Origin of the sequence: Macrococcus hajekii, from assembly GCF_004359505.1 — a bacterium.
GTDB classification, from domain to species: domain Bacteria; phylum Bacillota; class Bacilli; order Staphylococcales; family Staphylococcaceae; genus Macrococcus; species Macrococcus hajekii.
This window is the reverse complement of record NZ_SCWE01000001.1, coordinates 61,828-76,093: the sequence shown is the minus strand read 5'-3', so window position 1 is coordinate 76,093 and position 14,266 is coordinate 61,828. Positions and strand designations below refer to the sequence as shown.

Genomic DNA, 14,266 nt, shown 5'->3' with positions numbered 1-14,266 from the left:
AGAAAAACATAGATTTGTCCCAACGAACTCGCTCCTTCCACTTCTGAGAAAGGAGGCACAAATACTAACTAAATGGCAGCTGTTGCCATAAATAGAATAAGTGAACAGACGAAAAAAGTAAATTTGATATTCTTGCAATCATCACCTCTAATTTTATCAATTATTGGTAATATATTCAATCATCTTACTTATTTATAATCTCCTGCAGTTTTGTGACATCAACAACTGGATATGTCATCATCAGCTGACCATTCTCTATTATTTCTTCGTATGTTGCATAATCTTCACTGAAGTACGTGCCTCGTGGCGTCAGGTCCGGTATGGTACCAAATTCAGCGGCTAATTGTGCGGTGAAGTACTTGCTTAAACCAAACTCATACATCCCCCCTGCGATAATCCTCATATCAGGAATGGCTTCTTTGATCGCCTTGATCGGATAACCACCACCGAGTCGCGCATATTTAGCAACAATGATCCTCACTCCGACGCCGTAGTAACGAATAATAGCCTCGATGTTCGTTGCTGATTCATCAATTGCAAGGGGCAGGTGGCTATACTTTGCATAGAGTGCGATATCACTGAAAAGTTCCTCGAAATAATCGACATCATCAGCCATTGCTTCAAGTGTGGGTACATCATCTTCTGATAAACTTCCGTTTGCATCTACTACGATTTTGATATCTGCGTATTGCAGTCTTATTTTTTTAATCTCATTCACAATATCATCATGCCACTTGAGCTTCACACGATTCTGAAGTTCAAGCTGCTGTCCTGGATGAAGTGTATAGCCAAGCGGGACAGTAACAGGTTTACAGTCATTCAGACTCTGCCAACCGATATAGTCAAATAAAGCTATCGCATGGGGTGTACTGCGATAGTATGCGAGTATGCTGCCGAGTGTAGTATAATCAGTCCATTCTTTATCTTTAATAGCTGCAAAGATTTTCTTAACTGCTGCATGTACAGATTCAATCGTTTCCTCGTGATACCAATCTGTCTCAAAAGCATTCGATTCTGCATAGTAAGTTTCGCCGTCCACTTCAAGTGATATAATCAAAACTTTACGTTCCGTCATATCTGCTTTCACTGTCCGGATCGGTGTTTTGAAGGGTGCAGTGAAGGTGAAGCACTTCAGATTACTAAATCTCATTTAGCAGCCACTCCTTCACACGATGTCGTGAGATTTTGCCATTACTCGTGCGCTGCAGTTCTGATATACGTTTGTATAGCACTGGCCGCTTATACTTGGCAATATTCTGCAGGACTTCATCAATCTGTCTATCATGCTCATTGTCACTTTCGTAGACAAGTGCCGGTACTTCTCCCCATTTCTCATCTGGAATGCCGACCACTGAACAGGCACTAACATCAGGGATACTAAGCACTAATTGTTCAATCTCACTGGGATAAATATTTTCTCCGCCAGATATAATCAAGTCTTTGCGGCGATCCAGAACGTAGAGATAACCGTTCTTCACCTGCCCGATATCACCTGTCATAAAGAAGTCATCCGAAAATGCAACTTGATTCGCCTCCTCAGGATAAAGATAACCTTCCATCACATTGCCACCCCGTACTAATATCTCACCTGCTCCGTTGAGCGGTGCTGCTACTTTGATGTCATCGGTCACCGGCCCCACTGAGTTCGGATGATTGATCATATCGTCAGGCGATGCAGTGATAAATTGTGACGCGGTCTCAGTCATACCAAATGAAGTATAGACTGGCAGTTCACGCTTTAGACATTCTTCCAGCGTTCTGGCATCCAGTTTTGCACCACCAATCAGCAACCCTTGAAGCTTGTGTCGTTCAAGGTCGGCAGCGAGTAACCATTCAAGTGTCTGAGGGACCAGCGAAATATGTGTCACACCGTCCTCTTGGATAGACTGGATGATTGCTTCAGCGTCAAATTTCTCAAACAATATAACCGTAAAACCTTCTATTACACTTCTCAGCAGTACACTGAGTCCTGATATATGATAAAGCGGCAGAACTAACAGCCATTTCGACTCTGAATCATATGGAAAGCTCTCTTTGCAGCGCTCTGCACTTGCGATATGGTTGCGGAATGTATGAGGGACTGCCTTTTGTACGCCTGTAGTACCTGACGTGAACATAATGGACAGGATATCCTCAGGATTATAAGTCGTCACTGCCGTTCTATCTGCTGCACCTGCAAATAATGTCTCCGGCATTATACAGCTGAGGGACGTATAGTTATTCTCTGTAATAATGATAGATACATCGATGGAATCAAGCTGACGCTTCACTTCGTGTTCTGTCAGATGCTTGTTGACCATCACCATCTCAATATGCGCAAGGATAAGCCCATGAATGATAATCACTGAATTCAGCTGATTGTCAGGCTGAATAGCAATTCTTGACGGGAGATTCATTTCGAGCAGCTGATCGCTGACAGCACTTGCTTTTTCGTATAGTGCCTGAAAGGTCAGCGTGCTGTCGTTAAATTGTATAGCGATATCATCGGGACGTTTAAGTGCCTGTACGGCTAAGTTATGTTGCACTGACCTTCTCTCCTTTATTAAAATACGCGCTTGCTTAATAAGCAGACGCGTAAGTTGATTGATTCTTATGGGAATTTAGGGAACTGATCGAAGTCCGGCTGACGTTTTTCTTTGAAAGCGTCACGACCTTCTTTTGCTTCATCAGATGTGTAGTAAAGAAGTGTGGCATCGCCTGCAAACTGCTGAAGACCTGCAAGTCCATCAGTATCTGCATTCATCGCAGCTTTCAGGAATCGCAGTGCCGTTGGTGAGTGCTGAAGAATTTCTTTACACCATTTCACTGTCTCATCTTCGATCTCTGCAAGAGGTACCACTGTATTAACTAAGCCCATGTCGAGTGCTTCCTGTGCATTGTACTGACGGCATAAGTACCAGATTTCACGTGCTTTTTTATGGCCGACAATACGAGCTAAGTAGCCAGAACCGTATCCAGCATCAAATGAACCGACTTTAGGACCTGTCTGACCGAAACGTGCATTGTCTGCTGCAATCGTTAAGTCACAGACGATATGAAGAACATGTCCACCACCGATTGCATAGCCACGGACCATCGCGATTACCGGCTTAGGAATAACACGGATTAAACGCTGTAAATCCAATACGTTAAGACGAGGAATATTATCATCTCCGACATAACCACCATGCCCACGTACCTTTTGGTCACCGCCTGAACAGAATGCCATATCGCCTTCACCTGTTAAGATGATGACACCGATTCTCTGATCATCACGTGCACGACTGAATGCATCAATCATTTCCATTACAGTATTGGGTGTGAATGCATTACGTACTTCAGGACGATTGATTGTGATCTTACCGATTCCTTCGAAGTATTCATATTTAATCTCTTTATATTCTTTAACTGTTTCCCACACTCTAGACATAGTATGCCTCCTTAATAAATTCTAATACTATTGTATCAAATATTTCCGGATGTTCCACATGAATTGAATGACCCGCTGATACTTCTGTATGCTGACATGCTGGAAGATGCTCTGCCATTTCCTGATTGATTATTTTAAACTTCTCATCCTGTCTACCTGTCAGAAGCAGCACCGGTATCGTCAATAATGAGAGCTTCGGCCATAAATCGGGCTGACTGCCGGTTCCATAATCACGGAGGGCTTTAGCAAGACCTTGTGGATCCTGACTACTGCGCATCGTATGAAGTTTTGCGGCCGTTGTGTCAGACAGAGGTGCTGCCGGCTTAAAAAGAGGGAGTTGCTCCCATTCTTCAACGAATTGCTGGTAGTCCGTCTCCAGTCTGACACTTCGTGCTTCATCAATATGCTGCCTTGCCTGTCGCTCAGTTGATTGCTTCAATCCGGGAGACGTACTCTCAAGTATCAGCGCATCGACTGAATAGTTCAGCGCATAATAAAGTGCAATGCGCCCTCCCATCGAATAGCCGTAAAGCGTCAGCTTTTTATAATTCTGCCGCAATGGCTCAATCAATTGATTCAACTGCTCAATAAGCCAGTCAAAAGACCAGATAATGCTTCTCTCACTCTCATCAGTCCCATGGCCCGGCAGGTCTATACGTAGAATATCCATCTCATGACTCAATCTGCCTGCCGCTTGCTCAAAGGCACGACTATCACCCATAAAGCCATGCAGCATAATCATGACATGGTCATGCCCATTATGAGTCAGCTGATAATGCACCGAGTGCAACCTTCGCTTTCCGGTAAAGTGACTGATGGGCCTGATAATTTTCTTCACGATCTGTTATGACTTCGTAGAGTGCATGTGTACTCTCTGGCAGTGTGATTTCGTCGCTCTGAGCGGCTGATGTATAATCGAGTTCATATAGTGCCGCTGCATGACTGAAATCAAGGTTAAGCGGCGTGCCATATAGACGTTCAAATAACTGCTCCTCTTTTTTCTGAGGTAAATAGCTGAATATCCCTCCACCGTTATTATTAAGCACGATAAAGCGGATATTAAAACGCTCAAGTTTATGCATGATGAGACCATTCATATCATGATACATAGAGATATCACCAATAAAAAGATTGACCATGCTGTGTGCTGCCATACCTAAAGCTGTTGAGACCACGCCATCTATGCCGTTTGCACCGCGATTACAGAAGACTCGTGCACGACTATGAATCATAAAGGTATCGCCGTCTCGAATCGGCATACTATTACCGAAGAAAACAATCTCATCTTCAGGTATCTGCTCAAGCAGTCTGGCCACTACTGTACCTTCATCGTCCACACTTTCTACGTGCGCATCAATCACCTCTGTCAGACAGTCATCGTACTGCTTGAATAGATCTACGAGACTATTATGAACTTCAACATCCATATTTAGCATCGAGCTGAAAAACGCAGCAGGCTTCATATTGAAATGATAGTCCGGTACGACAGGAAATGTATCCGGCTCACTTTTTTCCTGGACTAAAATCTGCGGACACTTCTGTTTTGCCAGCCATTGATTTAATTGCTTGGATACGACGGGTTTACCTACTCGTATAATAAAATCAGCAGCAATATCCGGCTGACATTTAAACAGCGTATCTCCGGTACGAATAATATGATGATGCTCATGCTGCCTCAGATGACTTAAAATATCCGCAATGATCGGCAGCCTATAGTGTTCAGCTGCTTGGAGAATAGATCCTAATGACTGATGCTGACAATCTCCGACGACCATGATACCATTGCCCTTCTGAATAAGTGTCTTCAGTCCTGATAAATCAACGGATTGACCTACATCAAAAGAAGTGACCGGTTCCGCCTGCAGCAGCTCCACTGCATCCAGATCAGGGATCAGCGGTTCACGGAAAGGCAGATTGAAGTGGACAGGTCCCCGGTCCGAGCCCGTAAAGTAATGAGAGGCCTGCAGAAAAGTCGCTTCAATTAAATCATGCGGCGATTCAAATAAATCAGCAATCGGGAAGTCAATCTCGAACTTAATAAAGTTTGAAAACATTCTAACTTGATCGATTGCTTGAGGCGCACCTACGTTCCGCAGTTCATGCGGACGATCACCCGTCAAAATAATGAGTGGTAATCCACTGATAAATGCTTCAGATACTGCAGGTGTGAAATTACTCGCAGCTGTGCCGGAAGTACAAATAACCGCAACAGGACGTTCAGTTGCTTTAATTAAACCCAGTGCAAAAAACGCAGCTCCTCGTTCATCCGGATGAATATATGTTTTCAGTTCAGAATGAACTTCAAACGCCATCGCAAGTGGTGTAGAGCGGGACCCTGGTGCAATGACCACTTCGCGCACACCATAATCATATAGTCTTTTAATCACATGGAAAACTTGCCGAGTTAGTGCTTCATTTTTCATTGTGAAACCCCCAGTAACTGAAGCATCGGTTTAAATTTGATCTCAGTTTCGTATAATTCTGATTCAGGTATGCTGTCTTTAACAACTCCGCATCCAGCGAATAATACAGCAGTATTACCCTCCACCAGCATTGAACGAATGGCAACCACGAATTCTCCGTCCATATCAGGCGTGATATAACCCATCGGCGCACCATAAAATCCGCGGTCTCCTTCAACTCGTTCAATAAAACGTGCCGCCTCTTCTTTAGGGTAACCCCCTAGTGCCGGCGTCGGATGAAGTGCATCACTGACTGATAGGATATCGCCTTCTTCAATAATTGCTTCAATAGGTGTATACAGATGGTAAAAGAAGTTATTAGCGAGTATACCCGGTGTCTCCGGTATTTTAAGTCCTGTTGTAAAATCCTGAATATCCGCCGTTATACTATTGACAACAATCTGATGTTCAAATAAATTCTTGCCATCAGCCAATAATTTTTTTTCAGCGTCTGCTATACTGCGCGACATGGTCCCAGCAATAGCATTGGTTGACAGCTGATTGTTCTCCACTTTCACTAACTGTTCAGGTGTCCGGGAGACAAATAACTTATTCCCTTCTTCCAGCAGCACTAGATAGCTGTTCTCTAAGTTTTTGAGCCCGTTTTCAATCAGCCAGCTGCTGTCGATCTGATTTTCGGCCACAATTTTCTTCTGTCTGGATAGCACCACTTTATCAAACAGCTGATTGTCCATTGCTTCAACAGCCATTCTGACATTGTTAAGGAACTTTTCCTCATCTAAATTACTGATTGTCTGGATGACAGGTCTGTCAGCATGGTGCTCATGATACCAGCCATCGATTTCTTCTTCTGTCATATCCGTGTAGCTGAACAGCAGTTCATTATTCCGGTAGAGAATCTGGATTTTCGGCCAGATAAAATGACTGTGCCCGAAACCTTCGAAGAGCTCACTTGTGCCATCGTCAAACTGAAATCCACCAAACAGACGGACATGGTGGTCTCCATCTACTCGTGCCAGCAATGCCTGATACGCTTCACTGATTTTTTCAGGTGAGCGCGACTCTTCTTTAATGATATAAGCATGGCCCAGACCTATGAGCCATTCACTTCGGTCTTTATTCATGTAGAAATAACGTGCACCTTTAAAATCGGCAGTCATATTAAATAATTGATCAGGAGATGCGGCTGCTCCTATTCGCTCTATTACCTGTATTTTTTCCTTCGACATACGTTCAGCTTCCTTCAATTCTTATAGTCTTAACTATTTTAACATTTTTCAGCTTCCTGCGTGAGATTCTCGCTCCTCCATTGACTAAGATTTCAATAAAGCATAGAATTTAAGCAGATATTGTAGAATAGGAGATTTGAAATGTCAGAACACCTTACAGCTCAGACTGGTTTCAAAAAATATTATCACCTGATGCGTCCGCATACACTCACTGCTTCATTTGTACCGGTACTGGTCGGTACTGCAGCAGCCAAAATGTTTGGTGATGTTCGAGTTGACCTGCTTATGGTCATGTTGATTGCATGCCTACTGATACAGGCAGCAACGAATATGTTCAATGAATACTTCGATTACAAGCGCGGTCTGGATGACCATACTTCAGTGGGTATCGGCGGGGCTATCGTCCGTAACGGCATGTCACCGAAGTCTGTCTATAATCTTGCCGTCGCCTTTTATATTGTCGCTGCTATACTCGGTCTCTATATTTGTTCACAGTCATCATGGCTGATACTGATCGTAGGTATTGTCTGTATGGCTGTCGGCTACCTCTATACAGGTGGTCCCGTCCCTATATCATGGACACCGTTCGGAGAAATTTTCGCAGGCTTTTTCATGGGCTTCGTCATCATCATGATTACGTTCTATATCCACACCGGTCATCTCAGTTTCTATCCAGCGATCATGAGCATACCAGTTTCCATCAACATCGGTATGATCAATATGGCTAATAATATCCGGGACCGCATCAAAGATAAAGCAAGCGGTCGTAGAACATTTGTTATTCTGGTCGGTAAGACGATTGCTATCATCACTATGGCTCTCCTTTATCTTATCAGCTTTCTTGTCATCTTCTATGTGACATTCACTAAAGATTATGGTTCATTGTTCCTTTTGATTGTTATCCTGAGCGCTAATCTGCCGATTAAAGCTGTCAGACGCTTTTTTGCAGCGGATCAGCCGCTGGAGTTAATGCCTGCAATGAAAGTAACAGGTCAGTTTAATACTATCTTCGGTTTCTTACTCGCCATCGGAATCTATTTATCGGCGATTACCGGTATTTAATTCAATCAAAAAAGCGCAAAATCAGTTGATTTTGCGCTTTTTTGATTACTTTATTAACTATAACGATAAAACTCATTCATCCGCTCAGCTACAATTTGAGCATCTTCATTCGTTACCGTACCCGCTACACCAGAATGTGTCAGATCAATTGTGTAAGATTGCTTATCATAATCAAGTACAATCGATGTGCCTTGTGCTGTGATTTTGCTCGGCTCAATTTCAGCTACTGTGTCTTCCTCGTGATTCTCACGGTAGTCCACACCAAATTGTCCTGCTTTTAATTCTGCATATTGTACAAGTTTATCAATATTCATCCCTTTGTCTCCTCATCATTATGACATTTTTATTTTAATGAATTCTGTCACTTCAGGCAAGTCTTCTTTTAGAATCCCCCGAATATTATAGTTACGGCTGCCCATATTTTTACGGGCAACTTTTAAGAAGAGCGAGCCATATTTCTCGTCACTCATATCACTATCATCTCTTTCGAAGTCTATCTCACTGATTTTGCTGAACTTAATCTGATCAAAATGAATAATTTTTGAACGTTCTTTACTATGAACAAGCAGTAAACGGTTATTCAATAACAGAATAAGGCCTCGCTGATTCAAATTAAGCTGACTGGCTGAAGCATAATAAATCTGTTCATTATTTTTAATTTCCGTACAGAAGACCTTTAAAAGCTTAATAAAGAAACGGCGTTCGCTCTTTTTAATCACCTTAAACATCTTGGAAAATTTCTTATAGACAATCGGATATTCAGTTTGCTCTAATGCTTTACGGATTGTTACCTTCTTTTTCTTCATATCAGACACCATTCTTTATGAAATAATTATATTTATTATAGCTAAAATATGCATCAGTTACTACGGCAAAAGAAAAAAGCTTTCATCAGATGAAAGCTTCGATTAACGGAGGGCAAGGGATTCGAACCCTCGAAACGCTTGTGACGTTTACACACTTTCCAGGCGTGCTCCTTCGGCCAGCTCGGACAACCCTCCATAATATAAAAAAATCAGAAGCGATATTTCACCTCTGATATATGACCCCTACGGGATTCGAACCCGTGTTACCGCCGTGAAAGGGCGGTGTCTTAACCGCTTGACCAAGGGGCCTGGCTCCACAGGTAGGACTCGAACCTACGACCGATCGGTTAACAGCCGATAGCTCTACCACTGAGCTACTGTGGAATAATAATGGAGCGGGTGATCGGAATCGAACCGACGACATCAGCTTGGAAGGCTGAGGTTATACCATTTAACTACACCCGCAATTTTAAAATATAAGGGCGACTGATGGGAATCGAACCCACGAATGCCGGAACCACAATCCGGTGCGTTAACCACTTCGCCACAATCGCCAAAAGGTGGCTCAGGACGGAATCGAACCGCCGACACATGGATTTTCAATCCATTGCTCTACCGACTGAGCTACTGAGCCATAAAAAAAGCGGTCCCGACCGGGATCGAACCGGCGATCTCCTGCGTGACAGGCAGGCATGTTAACCGCTACACCACGGGACCAAAGTTGCGGGAGGCGGATTTGAACCACCGACCTTCGGGTTATGAGCCCGACGAGCTACCAGACTGCTCCATCCCGCGTTAATAAAAAATGTTACTCAGTAAATATATCATTTATAGAGCACTATAGTCAAACATTAAAAAGTGTAATGGGTTATATTGAACTGTACCAATCCGCTACTTTTTAAAGGACTTTTTAAGTATATAAAGAAATTGTAAAGACGTCAACAGGTAAATTTACATCAATATAAAAAAACAGACGAACCATTTTATTGTTTCGTCTGTTTAACTCATTAATTTTTTCTGAACTCAAAGAGCAGATAAATTACTGGAATAATAATCAACGTCAGGAATGTACTGAATAACAGTCCACCGATCACTACGATTCCCATAGGCTGATTGATTTCTCCGCCGTCTCCTAGACCAAGCGCAACCGGGATAAGACCCAGAATAGTGGTGAGTGCAGTCATTAGAATAGGTCTCGTACGAAGTGTAACGGATTCAGTAACTGCTTCTAATTTAGTGAGACCTTCACGTCGCCTCTGATTAATGAAATCTACTAGTACAATACCATTATTCACTACAATACCGACCAGCACGAGCATACCAATCATAACTGATAAGCTGAGGGGTATACGTGTGACGAACATACTCAGTGCTATTCCAATAATAGTCAGTGGTACCGTCATCAATATGATGAACGGATATTTAAATGACTCAAACTGCGCAGCCATTACAAAATAGACTAGCAGTACGGCAAGTATAAGTGCCAGAATCAAATCATCCTTGGCATCATCAATAAGTGCCTGGTCCCCTGAAGCTGTCAGCTGTGTCTCAATATCCAGCTTCTGCTCTGCTGCCACTTTATCTACAGCATCCTTAATCTCTGAAGAAGATGTGCCTGACTTTAACGTCAGTGTGTACTGTAGTGCCTGGTTTTTATTGATTGTCTCTATTTTCTCCGGACTATCCATTCTTCTCACTTCAGATATTTCTTTCAGTGTAATCACCTTACTGCCATTTCTACCGATCACTATATCATCCAATCGCTCAGTGATTGTTTCTTCAGGCATTCTAATATAAACATCCTCAAGCTGGTCATTCAACGGCAGTGTAAATAAAAACTGTCCTCGCATCAATGTACTGATTTCTGATGCAATTTCGCTCGTATTCAGCTGATTCGCTGCAATCTTCTCTCTGTCCAGCACGATAACCTGCTCTTCAGTTGTATCCGTCAGGTTGTTTTCTACAGCTGTGACACCCTCAATTTTGCCTAGTGCTGAAGTCAGTTTCTTTTCGTCCTTCAGCAGCAACTGTCTCGACGGATGCGAGAGATTGAATGTATAACTTTTGGCATCTGTGCCCGTTGAATTCGAACTTTGCAGAGTAACTTCCGCCTGCGATTCATATTGACGAGCTATCTTCTGAAGCTCAGGCTGTATACGATCACTCAGTTCACTCGTCGATACAGAACGATCACTCAGCGGCTTCATTTTAATATAGATAGCACCTTCATTCTCATTAACTGAACCACCCATACCACCACGTGAAGATACCGCAGCAACACTTAAAACATAATCAATCGACGATTCCTGATCAAGCTGTTTTGTCATCTCTTCAAGTGCATCACGTGTCACGGATTTCTCGACACCGTTACCCATGTCTACATTGACCGTCATAAAACCTTCATCAGTCTCCGGCAGGAAAATCATGCCTGCTTTAATTAAACTGAAGGCACTGAGTACAATCAGACCTATAACGACTGCCAGTGTCATGATTTTATGGCGGATAGCTGCCATCAGAACGCGATTAATCAGTTTCTGGTATGCAGGCCTACCCACTTCCTTAGGTTCCTTGAGAAAGCGACTTGCAAGCATAGGCACTACTGTCAGAGCCACTACGAGTGAGGCAATAAGACTGAATGCAATCGTAGCAGAGAATTCCTTGAAAATATCTCCTATAATACCTGATATAAAGACGACAGGCAAAAAGACAACGACAGTCGTCAATGTTGAGCCTGTAATGGCACCAGCAACTTCTACTGCACCATCGTAGGCAGCCATCTTCGGGGTTTTTCTCATCGATAAATGTCTGTTGATATTCTCAATCACAACAATTGCATTATCGACCAGCATCCCTACACCCAGTGCCAGTCCACCGAGAGTCAGTATATTCAGTGTAAAACCGGAAAAGAACATCAGTACAAATGTAAAAATCACAGAGTATGGAATAGCGACTGCGATAATCAGTGGACTTCTGATATTGCGCAGGAAGACAAACAGGACGGCCATCGCAAAAACTGCACCGAGCAGCAATGATGTGCCGATAGACTTGATTGAACGATTAATATAATCCCCTTGACTGAACAATACAGTGGCTTCCATTCCCTTGTATGCAGATGAATTTAACTTGTCATCCAGCGTCTGCTGAAATTGATTCGCAACTGCTGTCGTATTTGCATTTGACATTTCCAGCACATTGACCAGAACAGCAGGCTGCCCTGCTGCTCTCGTAATACTCTCAGGTTGAACAGTTTTCTCCTCCACTGTCGCTACATCGGATAACCTGACCGTCTGACTCATCACTTCAGTGATAGGTAAATCTTTCAGCTGTTTTAAACTATCAACATCCGACAGGATACGCGTAGAAATCACACGATCATCCTGCACAATATTAGTACCGGCAAGACTGATGTCCTGACTCGCAATCAGCTTCGAAAGCTGACTGAATGTCAGACCGCTCTTCTTTAAATCCTCCGGTTTAACCGTAATTTCAATTTCTTTTGACAGACTACCATTTGTATCTACTGACGCAACTCCATCAATTCTTTTCAGTTCCTCAGTCAACTGGTCTACTTTACCATTAAACTGATTAGCCGGCAGATCTGAACTCAGTCCAAACTGAATGACGGGTAGCTGTGAGGGATCAAATTTTAAAAACCTTGGTTTTTGACTATCGTCAGGGAGATTGACATTACTGATTTTCTGCAGGACATCTGTCTCAATATCCTTCACATTTGTATTCCAATCCAGTTTAAGCAAAATCAGACTAGAGCCCTCCTGGGACTGGGTGGAGATTTCGTCCAGTCCCTGCACAGTCGAGAGTTCCCTTTCAAGAGGTGTCGACACCTTCTGATTCACCTCTTCAGGGCCAGCATTCGGATAACTCGTCACGACCACAGCCACAGGTGGACTGATGTCTGGTATCAGTTTCAGCGGGATACGTGTCAAGGAAATAACACCTAATATAATCACAAGCAGCATCGTAATTATTGTTAGTACAGGACGTTTAATACTCAGTTTAATTAGATTCATAGCGCCTCCTTATTTATCTCTATTATTCCTTAAAAAGTCAGATAGGTCACGTATAAACAAAAAAAACCATCACAATTGTGATGGTTTCGTTAACGGAGATGGAGAGATTCGAACTCTCGCGCCAGTTTCCCGACCTACACCCTTAGCAGGGGCGCCTCTTCAGCCAACTTGAGTACATCTCCATGGCTCCACAGGTAGGACTCGAACCTACGACCGATCGGTTAACAGCCGATAGCTCTACCACTGAGCTACTGTGGATTAATTTTTAAGACAAGATTTATTATAACAATTACAGATTATTTTACAAGTCTTTTAGTAAATTTTTTTACAGAAAATTTACACTCTCTTCTCAATCATTGCATACATTGCGAGTACTTCGTATATACTAAGTGACGATCTCTTGTAATCTACTTCCTTATCTATATGGTTATTCTTAATCGACTTTGTGCGCAGGCAGTACTCTAATTTGATGCTATGCAGATACTGCGTATTGATGATGTGATGACTGATCGGAAAAATCTCAATCGTATCATCATCAAACTCAATACGGCTATCATTAAATTTCCCTTTACAGTACGATTTGATCAGACCTAAATTAAACCAGTAGCATTCTGCTACTCGGTCACTATGACTCGGAAAGAAATAAGTAGAAGTTTCAGGTTTAATAATAATAGGCGGTTTGTGACAAATATCTGCGATGATTCGTGTAGTCTCTTTACGTGCTGTATAAGTCGTATTATAGAAATGGCAGGACTGCTCAATAATGGTCAGCGGCTTCTGTTCAATAATAAAGGGGGGCTTCCCCATTTCTTTTACTTCTGATTTCAGCTTATGATTCTCCATCACAGGACGAATAAACATTGTCGTTTCGCGAATGATATAGCGATATGTCGCCATTCCGGCCTCCAGTAAGTGTTTTATTCATTATACTTATTTTATATATTAAAAAGTGCAAATAAATCATTTTTTTACAATTTTTACATGATATTTAAAAAACAAAATTTTATTTAGAATTTTCAGAATATTGTTGTTTTGGGTTTAATTTTTCGCTATACTGGGAACAATCATTCAAAAGGGGGCGTTAACGATGCAACAGTTAAATCAGAACGGACTTGAGATGTTTATTGAGAATCTGAATGACTTATATATAGAATTATTGATTGAGGATGCATTACGTGAACACCAGAAGAAAGAATATGCCCAGTTAATTGAAGATGCATTACTTAAACATGACAAAACAGCATTTATGCAATATACAGCAGCGCTTAAAAAGCTGACGGCTATATAATGGTAATAGCGGTAGAATAGA

12 protein-coding genes and 10 tRNA genes are annotated in these 14,266 nt (G+C 42.4%); 2 read left to right on the top strand and 20 right to left on the bottom strand.

Annotated features, from left to right (window positions below; all coding sequences use genetic code 11):
- Positions 1-184: 184 nt before the first annotated feature.
- The 6 genes from ERX37_RS00505 to ERX37_RS00480 all read right to left on the bottom strand — a co-directional run bounded on the left by ERX37_RS00505 (position 185) and on the right by ERX37_RS00480 (position 7,061).
- Positions 185-1,150, bottom strand: coding sequence for an enolase C-terminal domain-like protein (locus ERX37_RS00505; RefSeq protein ID WP_133428690.1), 966 nt, complete (start codon positions 1,148-1,150; stop codon positions 185-187).
- Positions 1,140-2,525 (bottom strand): o-succinylbenzoate--CoA ligase, encoded by a 1,386-nt coding sequence (gene menE, locus ERX37_RS00500; RefSeq protein WP_165981926.1) that lies wholly within the window; start codon positions 2,523-2,525, stop codon positions 1,140-1,142. Before menE ends, ERX37_RS00505 begins: the two co-directional genes overlap by 11 nt.
- Before the next feature lie 65 nt (positions 2,526-2,590).
- Positions 2,591-3,409 (bottom strand): 1,4-dihydroxy-2-naphthoyl-CoA synthase, encoded by an 819-nt coding sequence (menB, locus tag ERX37_RS00495; RefSeq protein ID WP_133428688.1) that lies wholly within the window; start codon positions 3,407-3,409, stop codon positions 2,591-2,593.
- Positions 3,402-4,190, bottom strand: coding sequence for a 2-succinyl-6-hydroxy-2,4-cyclohexadiene-1-carboxylate synthase (menH, locus tag ERX37_RS00490; RefSeq protein ID WP_133428687.1), 789 nt, complete (start codon positions 4,188-4,190; stop codon positions 3,402-3,404). Before menH ends, menB begins: the two co-directional genes overlap by 8 nt.
- Entirely contained in the window at positions 4,168-5,832 is a 1,665-nt protein-coding gene (menD, locus tag ERX37_RS00485; protein WP_133428686.1) for a 2-succinyl-5-enolpyruvyl-6-hydroxy-3-cyclohexene-1-carboxylic-acid synthase, read from the bottom strand. The genes menH and menD overlap by 23 nt, the downstream gene beginning before the upstream one ends.
- Positions 5,829-7,061 carry an isochorismate synthase gene (locus ERX37_RS00480; protein WP_133428685.1) on the bottom strand — a complete coding sequence of 411 codons (1,233 nt, stop codon included), beginning with the start codon at positions 7,059-7,061 and terminating at the stop codon, positions 5,829-5,831. Before ERX37_RS00480 ends, menD begins: the two co-directional genes overlap by 4 nt.
- Positions 7,062-7,202: 141 nt before the next feature.
- On the opposite strand from ERX37_RS00480, the gene ERX37_RS00475 reads away from it, so the two are divergent.
- The gene (locus ERX37_RS00475; protein WP_133428684.1) at positions 7,203-8,123 is read left to right on the top strand and encodes a 1,4-dihydroxy-2-naphthoate polyprenyltransferase; all 921 of its coding nucleotides are present in this window, start codon (positions 7,203-7,205) and stop codon (positions 8,121-8,123) included.
- A 53-nt stretch (positions 8,124-8,176) separates the two neighbouring features.
- Here ERX37_RS00475 and ERX37_RS00470 read toward each other — a convergent pair whose 3' ends face one another.
- The 14 genes from ERX37_RS00470 to ERX37_RS00405 form a co-directional block, all read right to left on the bottom strand.
- Complete coding sequence (locus ERX37_RS00470) at positions 8,177-8,437, bottom strand: hypothetical protein (RefSeq protein WP_133428683.1); 261 nt, start codon at positions 8,435-8,437, stop codon at positions 8,177-8,179.
- Positions 8,438-8,455: 18 nt separating this feature from the next.
- The gene (locus ERX37_RS00465; RefSeq protein WP_165981925.1) at positions 8,456-8,929 is read right to left on the bottom strand and encodes a PH domain-containing protein; all 474 of its coding nucleotides are present in this window, start codon (positions 8,927-8,929) and stop codon (positions 8,456-8,458) included.
- A 106-nt stretch (positions 8,930-9,035) separates the two neighbouring features.
- Positions 9,036-9,124 (bottom strand) — tRNA-Ser (locus ERX37_RS00460).
- A 42-nt stretch (positions 9,125-9,166) separates the two neighbouring features.
- Positions 9,167-9,238, bottom strand: a tRNA-Glu gene (locus ERX37_RS00455).
- A tRNA-Asn gene (locus tag ERX37_RS00450) sits at positions 9,239-9,313 on the bottom strand.
- Between the two features lie 7 nt (positions 9,314-9,320).
- Positions 9,321-9,394 (bottom strand) — tRNA-Gly (locus ERX37_RS00445).
- A gap of 16 nt (positions 9,395-9,410) precedes the next feature.
- A tRNA-His gene (locus tag ERX37_RS00440) sits at positions 9,411-9,483 on the bottom strand.
- Positions 9,484-9,490: 7 nt separating this feature from the next.
- Positions 9,491-9,563: transfer RNA gene (locus ERX37_RS00435), tRNA-Phe, on the bottom strand.
- A 10-nt stretch (positions 9,564-9,573) separates the two neighbouring features.
- Positions 9,574-9,646 (bottom strand) — tRNA-Asp (locus ERX37_RS00430).
- 4 nt (positions 9,647-9,650) lie between these two features.
- Positions 9,651-9,724 (bottom strand) — tRNA-Met (locus ERX37_RS00425).
- Positions 9,725-9,936: 212 nt separating this feature from the next.
- A complete protein-coding gene (locus tag ERX37_RS00420) occupies positions 9,937-12,957 on the bottom strand; it encodes an efflux RND transporter permease subunit (RefSeq protein ID WP_133428681.1) in 3,021 nt (1,006 codons plus the stop codon).
- Between the two features lie 93 nt (positions 12,958-13,050).
- Positions 13,051-13,139: transfer RNA gene (locus ERX37_RS00415), tRNA-Ser, on the bottom strand.
- A gap of 1 nt (position 13,140) precedes the next feature.
- Positions 13,141-13,215: transfer RNA gene (locus ERX37_RS00410), tRNA-Asn, on the bottom strand.
- A 78-nt stretch (positions 13,216-13,293) separates the two neighbouring features.
- Positions 13,294-13,854, bottom strand: a complete 561-nt coding sequence (locus tag ERX37_RS00405; protein WP_133428680.1) for a competence protein ComK — start codon at positions 13,852-13,854, stop codon at positions 13,294-13,296.
- A gap of 190 nt (positions 13,855-14,044) precedes the next feature.
- On the opposite strand from ERX37_RS00405, the gene ERX37_RS00400 reads away from it, so the two are divergent.
- Complete coding sequence (locus tag ERX37_RS00400; protein ID WP_133428679.1) at positions 14,045-14,245, top strand: IDEAL domain-containing protein; 201 nt, start codon at positions 14,045-14,047, stop codon at positions 14,243-14,245.
- The last annotated feature ends 21 nt before the right edge of the window (positions 14,246-14,266 follow it).

Coding starts and splice junctions, on each gene's coding strand:
- ERX37_RS00505 (WP_133428690.1), bottom strand. CDS start 1,150: ATGAGATTTAGTAATCTGAAGTGCTTCACCTTCACTGCACCCTTCAAA.
- menB (WP_133428688.1), bottom strand. CDS start 3,409: ATGTCTAGAGTGTGGGAAACAGTTAAAGAATATAAAGAGATTAAATAT.
- menD (WP_133428686.1), bottom strand. CDS start 5,832: ATGAAAAATGAAGCACTAACTCGGCAAGTTTTCCATGTGATTAAAAGA.
- ERX37_RS00480 (WP_133428685.1), bottom strand. CDS start 7,061: ATGTCGAAGGAAAAAATACAGGTAATAGAGCGAATAGGAGCAGCCGCA.
- ERX37_RS00475 (WP_133428684.1), top strand. CDS start 7,203: ATGTCAGAACACCTTACAGCTCAGACTGGTTTCAAAAAATATTATCAC.
- ERX37_RS00470 (WP_133428683.1), bottom strand. CDS start 8,437: ATGAATATTGATAAACTTGTACAATATGCAGAATTAAAAGCAGGACAA.
- ERX37_RS00465 (WP_165981925.1), bottom strand. CDS start 8,929: ATGAAGAAAAAGAAGGTAACAATCCGTAAAGCATTAGAGCAAACTGAA.
- ERX37_RS00420 (WP_133428681.1), bottom strand. CDS start 12,957: ATGAATCTAATTAAACTGAGTATTAAACGTCCTGTACTAACAATAATT.
- ERX37_RS00405 (WP_133428680.1), bottom strand. CDS start 13,854: ATGGCGACATATCGCTATATCATTCGCGAAACGACAATGTTTATTCGT.
- ERX37_RS00400 (WP_133428679.1), top strand. CDS start 14,045: ATGCAACAGTTAAATCAGAACGGACTTGAGATGTTTATTGAGAATCTG.